Origin of the sequence: Vogesella fluminis (genome assembly GCF_014652335.1) — a bacterium.
Taxonomy (GTDB): Bacteria; Pseudomonadota; Gammaproteobacteria; order Burkholderiales; family Chromobacteriaceae; genus Vogesella; species Vogesella fluminis.
This window is the reverse complement of the sequence record NZ_BMYP01000053.1, coordinates 1-12,310: the sequence shown is the minus strand read 5'-3', so window position 1 is coordinate 12,310 and position 12,310 is coordinate 1. Positions and strand designations below refer to the sequence as shown.

9 protein-coding genes are annotated in these 12,310 nt (G+C 60.4%); all 9 read left to right on the top strand.

What is annotated here, in order from left to right:
* Positions 1-435: 435 nt before the first annotated feature.
* Positions 436-1,065 (top strand): hypothetical protein, encoded by a 630-nt coding sequence (locus tag IE083_RS14360; RefSeq protein WP_189354698.1) that lies wholly within the window; start codon positions 436-438, stop codon positions 1,063-1,065.
* Positions 1,040-1,432, top strand: a complete 393-nt coding sequence (locus IE083_RS14355) for a hypothetical protein (protein ID WP_189354696.1) — start codon at positions 1,040-1,042, stop codon at positions 1,430-1,432. The genes IE083_RS14360 and IE083_RS14355 overlap by 26 nt, the downstream gene beginning before the upstream one ends.
* A 77-nt stretch (positions 1,433-1,509) precedes the next feature.
* Entirely contained in the window at positions 1,510-1,818 is a 309-nt protein-coding gene (locus IE083_RS14350; RefSeq protein WP_189354694.1) for a hypothetical protein, read from the top strand.
* Positions 1,819-1,870: 52 nt separating this feature from the next.
* On the top strand, positions 1,871-2,026 hold the full coding sequence (locus tag IE083_RS14345; protein WP_189354699.1) for a hypothetical protein: 156 nt from the start codon (positions 1,871-1,873) through the stop codon (positions 2,024-2,026).
* A gap of 214 nt (positions 2,027-2,240) precedes the next feature.
* Positions 2,241-3,401 (top strand): site-specific integrase, encoded by a 1,161-nt coding sequence (locus tag IE083_RS14340; protein WP_189354692.1) that lies wholly within the window; start codon positions 2,241-2,243, stop codon positions 3,399-3,401.
* A gap of 167 nt (positions 3,402-3,568) precedes the next feature.
* Positions 3,569-4,738, top strand: coding sequence for a site-specific integrase (locus tag IE083_RS14335; RefSeq protein ID WP_189354690.1), 1,170 nt, complete (start codon positions 3,569-3,571; stop codon positions 4,736-4,738).
* 92 nt (positions 4,739-4,830) lie between these two features.
* The gene (locus IE083_RS14330) at positions 4,831-5,061 is read left to right on the top strand and encodes a DUF4160 domain-containing protein (protein ID WP_189354688.1); all 231 of its coding nucleotides are present in this window, start codon (positions 4,831-4,833) and stop codon (positions 5,059-5,061) included.
* Entirely contained in the window at positions 5,058-5,558 is a 501-nt protein-coding gene (locus IE083_RS14325) for a DUF2442 domain-containing protein (RefSeq protein ID WP_189354686.1), read from the top strand. The genes IE083_RS14330 and IE083_RS14325 overlap by 4 nt, the downstream gene beginning before the upstream one ends.
* Positions 5,559-5,846: 288 nt before the next feature.
* Entirely contained in the window at positions 5,847-12,113 is a 6,267-nt protein-coding gene (locus tag IE083_RS14320) for a beta strand repeat-containing protein (RefSeq protein WP_189354684.1), read from the top strand.
* Positions 12,114-12,310 lie beyond the last annotated feature (197 nt).

The following is a 12,310-nucleotide window of genomic DNA, read 5'->3' as shown; positions in this document are numbered from 1 at the left end:
GGAAAACCGGACCGGAGTTCGGCCCTGAAATTTACACCACCTTGACGGACGCTATCTCCTTGGTGCCTGATCCTGCGCGTTGCGGGGCCAGGTGTTTCCTCGACCCTGACTGGAGACTTCCATGCTGCCGACCCACTGGCTCCCTGACCTTCCTGACCTGCTACCCGGCGACCTCGACGCCGATCTTGAGTTGCGCGTGCGCTGGCGACGCTAAGCGCCCAAGACCTTCCACCTTCCTTCCGATGACACCGTTGGCCATCCCAGCCAACGGTGTTTTTGCATTTGCGGATCGTGACAACGATCTCGTTGCCCCCGCGCCTGCCAAGGCCATCGCCCCATGCAACCACCTGACCCCTGGGCCGCCGTGCCGGACAGCCTGAACTGTCCGGTCGGTCGGCCTGTGCCCATTGCGTTCCGACTCCCAAGGAGAATCCTATGCCCAAGACTTGCCCTGATCTGACCCCGAAACCCTACCGCCTGCTCAAGACCGATCTCGCTGCCAAGCTGTCGGCCCGTAGCCAAGGTGGCATTACCTACCTGCTGCTCGCCAGCGAAGACGATCCTGCCCTGTACCTCGCCGTCACCGCCAACGAAGGCGGTGGCCTGTGGAGCAAGGAAGCTGTTGGCCTCGACGCCATCGAGGAGATTCTTTCGCACTACGCTGACCAGCCGTTCCCGACCAAGACACTGCGTGGTGCCCTGGTCGGGCGATCGTCCAACAATCCACCGTTCCTCTGTGCCGTCCTGAAAGACCTTGGGCTGATCGCAAAATCCCCCGACAAAGCTCACCAGCACGTCACGGTCGGTGACTGGCAAGCCTTCCGGCAGGAATGGCTGGCGGCGCCGGGTGAAACGATCTTCTACCCGCCGGTGGAGGAAGGGGCGACCGACGCACCGGTCACCACGGTGGTTTCCGAAACTGCTGACGATGATCTACCTGCCAAGCCCAGCAAGGCCAAGCGCAAGAAGGTGGTTGTGGCCGACACGGAAGAGGCTGCGCCCGAGGAAGATCATCCATCCGAAATCGACGAGGTCAGTGATGCAGCGACTGCACACGCCGACTGATGCCGCCCGCATCGCCGACGAAGCGATGCGGTGCGTCATCCTTCAGCGCTTCGCGGAGTTGGCGGAGTACCAAGATTTCACCTTCGACGAACTGGCTGAGTTCTGGCTGGTGGAGTCCGGCGACACGATCGAGCAACTGGAGACAGCGACCGAGGTCCCGATCGTTCACGGCTGGTTCTCGGACGTCCGTTACCCCGATCCCGACTTTGCGCCCGCCTGGGAAGTCCTCGAAGCGCATCCGACCGGCTACGAGATGGTCTTTGTAACCAGCGATTCGGGCTACGGCACGGTGCTGTGGATCGCCAAGAACGCTGCGGACCCAGTGCTGTTGGCAATGTGCGCGCAGTACGCCAGTCCTGCTCCCTGACGTACCCATTCCTTTCTCACCCGACACGCCGACTGTCCTTGACGGGGGCCGTCGGCGTTTTGCTTTTGGAGACTCTCATGGCAACGACGACCTGTTTTACACGCTTTCCTGCCGGTCAGCTGGTGGCAACCCCAGCTGCTTTGGCCCTGCTCGCCGAGCACGACATTGATCCGGCCAGCCTGCTTACTCGTCACTTGGCCGGCGACTGGGGCGATGCCCTATGTTCCGACGACGCGGCCCTCAACGATGCCGCGCTGACCAACGGCGCAAGGCTGTTGTCGGCCTACCGCCTTGGCGGTAACGCTGTGGTGTGGATCATCACCGAGGCCGAGGACGACCGGGGCGACCGCGCTGCAACAACGATCTTGCTGCCGGAGGACTACTGACGATGGTCGCTTCCAACCCCCGCAGCCTCTCGACGCGCAGGTGCGCCTGATCGTGGCCCAGTTCGACGACATCCGTCTGGAGGCATGGATCGAGCGGGCCGCGATCATGGAGTACGACGCCGGCCTGTCCCGCGAAGAGGCCGAGCGTCGGGCGCTACTCGATGTATTGGCGACCTACGGTTGGCCGCATCCTACCGATGGCCCCTGAGTTCGGCGCACTCCGACCGGCGATGGACCGGCAAGCGGCCCGGCCAGCCGCTGCCGTCCGCGCTGGGTGGGCATCGTTCCTTGCGTCACAACCAGCAATCTCGTTCGTGCTTTCTGTGCCCGGGCGAGTCCCAAGGATTTAACAACCGGCGGGCGTTTGTCTGGGTACGCGGCTGGCCCACGACGACCCCACACTTTTTTACAAGGAGAGAGTGATGACCAGCGTGACCCGCTTTCGTTTCTCAACGACAACGATCGAGCGCCTGTCCTGCCCCGCCGGCAGGAAGGCGATCGAAGTGTCCGATCTGGATTGCCCCGGCCTCAAGATGCTCGTTACCCGCAGCGGCACCCGGGTGTTCTGGTTCCGTTTCGTGCGGGCTGGCACCAAGGGCGCGGTCCGGCTCGGTACCTTTCCAGCACTCACGGTCAGCGATGCCCGCCAACTCGCCTTGGCCGCCCGGGCCAAGGTCGAGCGAGGCATCGATCCGAGGCAGCAGGACATGGAAGTTGATCTGACTTTCGCACAATTTGCCACCGTGTACCTAGCCTACAGCCGCCAGACCAAGCGCAGTCACCGGGACGATGCCAGCAAGCTCAGGGTCTGGCTGTTGCCGGCCTTCGCCCACCTCAAGCTGCGTGACCTGCGCCGCCGCCACATCGAGGCCTACCTGACGGACCTGCGCAAGACCCACAGCCCGGCCAGCGTCAATCGTCACCTGACCCTACTTTCGGCGATGGGACGTCGTGCAGTCGCGTTGGAGTATGTCGAGCGTAACTGGTGTGCCGGCATCGAGCGGCTCAAGGAAGACAACCGCCGCCAGTGCGCCCTGACGGCGCAGCAGGCGGGACGGTTGTTGCTCGCGCTGGAGCAGGACAGGAACACGGTTGCTGCGTCAGCCATTGCCTTGCTGCTGCTGACCGGGGTACGGCTCAGGGAGGGCATCCACGCCCGGGTCGAGGAAGTGCAGCTCGATCGTCGCCTGTGGCATCTGCCGAGAGGCAAGACCGGCTCACGCTACGTGCTGCTCAACGATGCTGCCATGGAGTTGCTTTCCCGGCAGTCCAGCCTGCAGCGGGGTGGATGGCTCTTCCCCGGCCGCCTGCCCGGCAAGCCCTTGGGCGATGTCCGTTCCACCTTTGTCCGGGCGCTGTCGGCAGCAGGGTTGCCCCCGATGCGCTTGCACGATCTGCGTCACAGCTTCGCCAGTCTGGCCGTCAGTGCTGGCCGTTCCCTTTACGACGTCCAGGCCCTGCTCGGTCACGCCAGCCCGAGCATGACCACCCGCTACGCCCACCACGATGGTTCGTCCCTGCTCGCCGCCAGCCAGACGGTGGCCGATGTGGTCGAGCAGGCCAAGGCACAGCTCACCCGGTAGTCGGCAACGAAGACCGGGCCGCAAAGCCCGGCTTCGCTGCCGTCAAGGATCGATCCCACCTCCCGCCAAACCGGAAGTTCGCGGTGGGGAAACAGATTGATAGCCCACTCCTGGACCCACCGGGCCATCCATCCCTACTCAATTCTGAATTTCCAAGGAGATTGACCATGCCGACCGTTACCCTGGACGCCAACACCGTCCGTGCTGCCACCTGTCCCGCCGACAAGAAGAAGCTCGACCTGTACGACACCGCCACGGCGGGCTTCGTCCTCGAAGTCCGCCCCAGTGGCGGTAAGACCTACTACCTGCGCTACCGCGACGCCCACGGCAAGCAACGTCAGCACCGCATCGGCGACGCCTCGGGCATCAGCTTCGAGCAAGCCCGCAACGCCGCCCAGACGGTGCGGGCCAAGGTCATTCTTGGTGACAGCCCTGCCGAGGAGAAGAAGCTGCTCAGGACCATCCCGACCCTGGAAGAGTACGCTCAGAATCGCTACCTGACCTACGTGAAGGGGGCCAAGCGCAGCTGGGACACCGATGAATCCTTCCTGCGCAACCATGTCCTGCCGCGCTGGGGCAAGTGCCACCTCGACGAGATCAAGCAGCAGGACGTGATCGAGTTCCACCATGCCCTCAAGGCCAAGGGCTACGCCCCGGCCACGGCCAACCGGGTGGTGATCCTGACCCGCTACATGTACAACCTTGCGCGGAAGTGGAAGATTCCCGGTGCCGAAGTGAATCCTGCATCCGGTGTCGAGCTGTTCGAGGAGAACAACAAGCGCGAGCGCTTTCTGAATGCCGAGGAAGTGCAGCGCTTGGTTGCGGCCGTCAGAGCCAGCGACAACAGCCAGCTGCAGTACATCGTTCCGCTGCTCCTGCTGCTTGGCTGCCGCAAGCGCGAATTGCTCGACAGCCAGTGGGACCACTTCGATCTGGAGCGCCGTGTCTGGCGCATTCCGCTGTCCAAGACCGGCAAGGCGCGTCACGTGCCGCTGTCGGCGGACGTGATCGCGCTGCTGGGCCAAGTACCGCGCTGGGAAGATTGCCCCTACGTGGTGCCTAACCCGAAAACCAAGCAGCCCTTCGTATCGGTGTTTTACAGCTGGGACACCGCACGTAAGCAGGCCGGGCTGCCCGAGGTACGGATGCACGACCTCCGCCACAGCACGGCCAGTTTTCTGGTCAATTCGGGCCGTTCGCTGTACGAGGTGCAGAAGATCCTGGGCCACACCCAGCTCAAGACCACCCAGCGCTACGCCCACCTGTCCCAGGCGACCTTGCTGGAGGCGGTGGACAGCCTGGGGGCAGTGTCGGGCTTGAGTTTGGCAGTGGCCTGACACCAACACCACACGGACATCGCCCGCCTAGGCGATGTCCGGTTGTGCGTGTTTTTTCACCAAAAGTGCAACTGTTGCACTAAAATGCGGTCATGCCAGTTGTCGCCCGTTTTTCTCACTGCCGCGTCAGAGTCAACGCCAAAGACCATCCGCCGCCGCACTTCCATGTGCTGCTCAACGATGGACGGGAGGCGTGGGTGACGATTGCTGAATTGAAGATTGTCCATGGCAAGGTCGCGGTCCGAGAAATCGCCGACGTACTTGCTTGGGCAGAGAACAACCGCGCCATGCTGGCCACTACGTTTGAGGAGTTGCAACGATGAGCAAGGATCACTTTGTTCTGACTGCGGTCGAGGTGCTGCCAGACTACCGCTTGCGCTTGACCTACGCGGACGGTCAGACTTTCCTGGTCGATCTCAGCGAGCGGATTCACACGACGAGCTTTCTGGCTCCACTCAAGGATGCAGCACTGTTTGCACAGGCCAAGGTAGGCTTTGCTGGCCGCTCGGTAGATTGGATCGAAGACGAGCTAGATCTTGGAACGGACAATCTGCGCCACCTTGCTGTTGAGCAGGCCGGTGGCATCGGTCACGAGCGCATCTGGACTTGGCTGCACGACACAGGGCTGACGCTGGAGCAAGCAGCGGAAGCTCTGGGTATCTCCCGACGGATGCTGATCTACTACCGCGACGGTGAGAAGGCAATTCCCAGGTCCATCTGGTTGGCCTGTCTAGGCTGGGAAGCTGTGAAACCAAAGGGGCGGAGCTTGCCGCTGCACGCCCCCTCCGTGCGGGAGTACGCAGCTCTGCACCCAGCCTGACCCGGTGAGGGCGATGCCCGGCCGCTAACAGGCCGGGTTCTCCCATCCTGTCCTGCGGTTCCGGTGGCTGGGTGGGAAGTGGGTGGGGTACCCAGCGAGGCGAATTTTGTTGTCTTTCTTCGCCAGATGGCTGCAGGTGGTGACAGTTTTGCCCCACTGCCGGTGGGAAAGTGGTGGGGCGGTGAGAAAAGCGCTCACCGGAACAGCCGTAAGCCGTTGAGCGGCTTCGGCTTTCCGGTTGGGTAGACAGGTTCGCTCACTAATGGTTCGGATGCCGCCACTGCCAACGTGTTCAACGCCGGCCAGGTCTACACCCCGGGCGGCAACGATCGCATCAACAGCCTGCAGGACGAAGACGTTCTGGAAGGCACGGGCACGAACCCGACCCTGAATGTGACCCTGGGCAACACCAACGACAACGGCTCCAACATCGTCACCCCGACGCTGACCAACATCGAGACCATCAACGCCGTGTTCTCCAACACCGATGGCACCGGTCTGGATCTGCAGGACGCCACCGGCCTGCAAACCGTGAACGTCACCCGCATCTCCAGCGCCCTTAGTGACAACAGCGTTGGTACCCTGGGTGCCCTCGTTGCACCTGGTGTTGCCGGTGCAGCAGTCAATCTGCTGAATTTGCCTGCCACCACTGTATCGCTGGACCTGCGCAACAGTGTTGCCTACGCTGACATGAACATCAGCTACCGTAATGGTGAGTTGAACGGCAATGAAATTGTGACCATCGACGTTGCTGATGCAGCCATCGAAGACCTGGTCATCGGCTCGCAGGCCGTTCAGACCAACCACATCAACACCATCGTCCTCAATGTTGAGAGCGAGAGCCATATCCAGAACCTGAACGTCAAGGGCGGCTCGACCGAGGTGGCTGACCAGAAGCTGACGATCAATGCTGCAGCTAACCTGATTCTGGCTGACGATGCAGGCGCTAACGGTAACTACCTGGATGACAACAGCGCCTTCTGGGACGGTGTGGGTGGCTCTGATGCAGGGAGCCGTCTGGCTGAAATCGAAGTTACCGGCGCTGGCAATGTCACCATTGGCGAGGTCTCCGGTCGCAACATCAGCGCAACCCAGCAGGGTATGACCCTGACGGGTGGCGCAGCGACGGGTAACATCGCCGTTAACGTAACCAACGCTGCGGGCTTTGCTGCTTCTTCCTTCACCACTGGCTCCGGCAATGATACAGTCGTCTCCACCGCGGGTCTTGCCGCTGATCTGGCGACGGGTGCTGGCAACGATACCGTAACCATCTCTGGTGGCGCCATTGCAGCGACCTCCGCAGTCACTCTTGGTGACGGCAACGACACCCTGACCGTCGGTGCTACTGACGTTCAAAACGGTGTCAACGTCCTTAACCAGAACATCGCCGGCACCGTTGCCGGTGGCGCTACCGTCAATTTCGGCGCGGGTGACAATACCCTGAACCTGGGCGACGTGGGCAACGTCTCCATCGGCGAGGAAGCCGTGGTGACCTTCGGCGACGGCAACAACACCGTTACCCTGTCCGGCAGTATCGTGGGCGACACGGGTGGTCTGGATGCTGACACCCTGAGCGGCGAAATGAACTTCGGCGCAGGCAGCAACACTGTGACCTTCGATCTGACGGGGCAAGGCAACCAGGGTACGCTGGTTGGCGGCCTGCTGACCGCTGGTGCAGGTACCAACGTCCTGAATGTTACTGGTAACGCCTCGGTTGTGGCGGGGGCTGGCCTGGTGGCCGCAAGCGCCGCTGATGCTGATCGCGTCACAGGCTTCCAGACTCTGAACCTGGTGTCCGAGCAGTCGATTGATGCTTTGGGTGGTGTCGGTGTCACATTGCTTGAATCCATCAACGCCATCAACCCGGCATTCCAGGTCACTCAGAACGACAATGACGCAGCAACCGCCGATTACACGGTTGATGTTTCCGAGTTCACTGGTCTGACCACTATCAATCTGGAAAACCAGGCCGGCATCATCAACGCCACGCCGGAAGAGTCCCTCGTTTCCAACCGTTTCGTCGGTGATGATGCCATCTACACACTGAACAACGTGGCGGGTACTGAAACCATCACGCTGACAACTGTTGAAGCTGGTACGGGTATCCAGGGGCGTGCTGTCGGTACGGCCACGCTCGCGCAGATTGCTGCCGACACCACGGCTGACGCTACGCTGAACCTCTCTCTGGCGCTGAATGCGGCAGGTAACGCCGCTGCAGTGACCCTGGCAGGTGCGGGTGACGTTGCAATCAACGATACCGGCGCATGGAGCGTTGTGCCGGTGGTCGCCGATACGCACAAGGAAATCCAGGATCTGACCCTGACCATCAACGGGGCTGATTCGCGCTCCGTGATTCTGACTGCAGGTGCTGGTGCGGCAGGCGATTTCCGCAACAGCCTGACGGTCAATGGTGACACCACGGGTACCATCACCTTCACGGGGGTTGAGGCAACGACCTTCACGTCCAGCATCGCTGGTAACGTGAATGCCACCTTTACGGCCGCTGAAAACCACAACATCACCACCGGTGCTGGTAATGACGTCATCAACCTGATCCTCGACGCCGCTAACGGCAGCGATACCATCAACCTCGGTAATGGCACCGACCGCATCATCGTCAATGACGACTTGCGTGGCAACACTGGCGCTGATGCTGACGAGTACTTCAATGGCTGGACCAGCATTGAAGAAATCGAACTCCAGGGCGGTGGTGCAGCAACTGAATTCACCGGCGCAGGCAACGTTGCCGGCACGATGGAAGTCACGCTGGACGACGACGCACAGACCACCGGTGTTAACCGTGTGATCCTTTCTAAGGATGCCTTGGGTGTCAATGCTGTCGTGGATCTCGATATCGGTGTCGACTTCGAGCGCGCTCTGACGATTGATCTGGCCGAAGGTTCGACCATCAATATCGACAACGATGCCGATGTGAACCTGACCATCAACGTTGACGCCCGCACCACGCCGGTCGTTGCTGCTGGTGCTCCGGGTACCGCTACCATTGCCCTTGCGGACGCAGGTGCCGGCACCGTGGCGTTCAGCATTCGCGTTGATGATGTGGCTCAGACCATTGGTCAGGCAGCCACCAATGTTGTCATCACCAACGCCGACAACACCGCTGAAATCGACAGCATCACGCTGCTCGATTCCAATACCCAGGCTGCTGGCGTGGTGTTCACCGGCGCCGGTATGGATCAGGCCGGTGCGATCGCCTTGACTGCCCACAACACTTGGGCACAGGCCGGCGATACGTTGCGCATTGATGCCTCGGATATCAATGACGATGATCGCGATGTCGATAGCAACGGCACCATCGACAACACCGACAACCAGACCGTCACCATCGATGCCTCCACCGATGCCACCATCGCCTACAAGGTGAATGTCACCGGTTCGCAAATGGTCGATACCATCACCGGTACCGCTCAGGGTGACACCATCGACGGCCAGGCTGGCAACGACACCATTACCGGTGGCGTGGGTGCCGATACCCTCACCGGTGGTGCGGGTGTGGATACCTTCGTCTACACCGCGGTAGGTGATTCCCGCGGCGTCAGCGGCGTCGATACCATCACCGACTTCGTGACCGGTACTGACAAGCTGCAGATCGCGGTGAATGTTGACCAGACTATTGTTGACACTGTGAACCTCGCCCGCTTCAACAATGCGGCGGCAACCGTGGGTTCTGCTCTGGTCGAACTGGACGGCGCACCGGCGACCCGGATTATCGACGCTGGATACTCCACCGATGGCAAGTACTTCATCGATCTGGACGGCGACGGCAACATCAACAACACCACTGATCTCCGTATTGACATTGCCAATACGGTCAACGCCGGCGACATCAACTACCGTGTTACGCTTACCGCTGACGGTAACAATGATGACGTGGTTCGCGGTGGTCAAGGTGCTGATGCTATCCAAGGTAGTGCCGATGCTGACGTGTTCGTCATGGTTGGCTCAATCACCTCGGCCCAAGCTAACGCCTACTTGGCTGCAGAAACAGCAGTTCCGAATAGCGTTATCCCCGCTGCACTGGCAAACGTTCTGGAACTCAGCGAACTGACCACCGTTCGCACCCAGTCCGAAGTCAACGCCGGCGATCAGCTCAACGCCGCCGGTGCCGACGCTGGCGACACCCTGCACATCTACGGTACGGCCAATCTGGCTAACATCAACAATGGCCTTGCGCTGAACGTTGGTACGCTGGTGGTGCACTCCGACATCACGCTGACCGATGCTCAATTGGCTGCGCTCGGCGCTGGCTCCATCGTTCTGGCGGGCAACGAGCCGCACACCATTACGGTTACCGACACCACAGGTTCTGCTGATACGGTTGCCGCAATCCTGGCCAAGATTGCCTTCACTGGTCAAGGTGCCAATACGACAGTCACCATCGTTGGTACAGACGGTGTTCTTACGGCCCAGTGGGATCCCGTTGATGCCCGCCTTGAGGTTGTCACGGATACCAGTGGTACCGGAGCTGCTCAGGGTACGGCAGTATCGACCCTGATTCCTGCAGCACCTGTGTTGTCTGTGGCTGCCGCTGCTGGATATGTTGGTGCATACAGCCTGTCCGATACTGCAGCGAACCTCGCCGGTGCTACTGCGAGCGTGTTGAATAACGCAACCAACATTGCGGCAACTACGGCTGCTAACGTCGCTCAAGCAACGACCATCGTCAACGCCACCAACAGTGGCACCAACACCTACAACCTGAGCGATACGTCGGCCAACCTGGCTGCCGCTGCCGCTGCGGTTGGCAACGGTGCTGGCACCATCACAGCAACGGATGGCGCGACGATTGTCCAGGCAACTGCAATCGAAGCCTTCACCAACTCCGGCGCCAACACCTACAACATTGCTGACAGTGCTGCCAACCTGGCTGCCTCCAGCAATGCGGTTCTGGCTCTGGCGGGTACGGTAACTGCCAACACCGATGCAACGGTTGCTCAAGCTGTGATCATTGATAGTTTTGCCAAGGGAGTGGTATTCAGTGTCTCCGATACGGCTGCCAACCTGGCTGCGGCAACGGATGCTCAGTTGGATGAAGCGGCTGCTGTCACGGCTTCTAATGCTGCAACGGTTGCTCAGTCTGCTCTGATTGATGCCTTGGCTACGGCTGTTACGTACGCTGTTGAAGATACCGCGGCGAACATTGCAGGTGCTGCTGATGCAGACATCAACGAAGCCACGACTGTTACTGCATCGACTGCTGCGACTGCTGCCCAGGCTGGTACGATTGCTACTCTGGTTACTCCTGTGGCGTACAGCGTTTCCGATACAGCCGCTACCTTGGCTGCTGCTGCAGGTGCAGCGTTGAACGAAGCTGTCAATCTGACCGCCACGACGGCTGCCACGGTTGCTCAGGCCACCACCATCGAGGCAGCCGGCAACTCCGGTGTCAACACCTACAACATCACTGACAGTGCAGCCAACCTGGCTGGCTCCAGCAATGCGGTGCTGACGCTGGCCGGTACGGTGGCTGCCAACACCAGTGCAACGGTTGCTGAGGCTACGACCATTGATGGTTTTGCCAAGGCGGTAACGTTCGCTGTGGTTGATTCTGCAGCAAACATTTCGGGTTCCTCTGACGCTGCTCTGGATGAGGCGACTTCGATCACTGCCAACACCGATGCAACCGCAGCTGAGTCGGCTTTGATCGATGCATTCACTGTTGCTGTGACTTACAACGTGGTTGATAGCTCGACCAACCTGGCGGGCTCTTCCAGCGCTGACCTGGACGAAGCCGGTACAGTTACGGCGAACGATGCGGCAACCGCTGCTGAGGCAGCCACGATTGCAGGCTTTGCCAAGGCAGTGACCTTCAATACCACGGACGACGTCACGAATCTGTTCAGCACCCTGAACGGTGCCGCTCTGACCGAAGCCCGTGCTGTTGGTACGGTGACGGCTGACGATTCGGCTGCTGCTCTGGCTACCGCATTGACGTCGGGTGACTCCAAACTCAGCTATCTGGTGAACTCTGTCGAAGTTATCACTGTCAGTGACGCTACGGCTCTGACGCTCAATGCTCAACAGTTCGGTAACTTCATCGGTGGGTCCGTGACGCTGGGTACTGGCAAGGCCATGATTGTGTCTGGTGACGCCAGCGCCAACCTGGGTACTCTGTCCAGCTACGGTGGCAACGGCACCCTCACCTTGGGCGCTGACAATGGTAGCAATGCCTACACGGCCAATCTGGGCACCTCCGGTGTGACAACAATCAACCTGTTGGGTGACGGAAACCATGATGTGACGGCTTCCGGCAGCGTCCTGGAAACCTTCGTCCTGGGTGATGACTACGACGGTGGCGGTGTACTCCGTGGTCTGACCGCTGGCGACCTGTTGAATGTTGATGGTGCAAATGCCATCACTGCCTTTAACGCGCAGCAAGTCAATGCCGGTGATGTCGATGCAGCAGGCGAATGGCACTTTGCCAGCGGCGTACTGACCTACTTCGATACTGTTGCTACCGCAACGGTTTCCATCGGCTTGGTTGGCGTCACCAACGTACTGTCCGACAACAGCGATACCTTCACCATCGTGTAAGGTAAGGGCGAAGAGCGCTGCGGTGCTCTTCGTCTCCCCTAGTTGATGGGGGGCGCTTTCCAGACCCCACCGCTCATAAGGCGGTGGGGTTTTTTCTGAAGTTTTTGGCATTGCGATAGACGGCCGAAGGCTTCCGAGAGGGTGTGCAGAATTTTGTGTAAACGGACCATTGGCGGGAAACTGCCAAATTGTCCGGA

Excerpts from the sequence above, each read along its gene's own strand:
- IE083_RS14360 (WP_189354698.1), top strand. The coding sequence starts at position 436 with ATGCCCAAGACTTGCCCTGATCTGACCCCGAAACCCTACCGCCTGCTC.
- IE083_RS14355 (WP_189354696.1), top strand. The coding sequence starts at position 1,040 with ATGCAGCGACTGCACACGCCGACTGATGCCGCCCGCATCGCCGACGAA.
- IE083_RS14350 (WP_189354694.1), top strand. The coding sequence starts at position 1,510 with ATGGCAACGACGACCTGTTTTACACGCTTTCCTGCCGGTCAGCTGGTG.
- IE083_RS14340 (WP_189354692.1), top strand. The coding sequence starts at position 2,241 with ATGACCAGCGTGACCCGCTTTCGTTTCTCAACGACAACGATCGAGCGC.
- IE083_RS14335 (WP_189354690.1), top strand. The coding sequence starts at position 3,569 with ATGCCGACCGTTACCCTGGACGCCAACACCGTCCGTGCTGCCACCTGT.
- IE083_RS14330 (WP_189354688.1), top strand. The coding sequence starts at position 4,831 with ATGCCAGTTGTCGCCCGTTTTTCTCACTGCCGCGTCAGAGTCAACGCC.
- IE083_RS14325 (WP_189354686.1), top strand. The coding sequence starts at position 5,058 with ATGAGCAAGGATCACTTTGTTCTGACTGCGGTCGAGGTGCTGCCAGAC.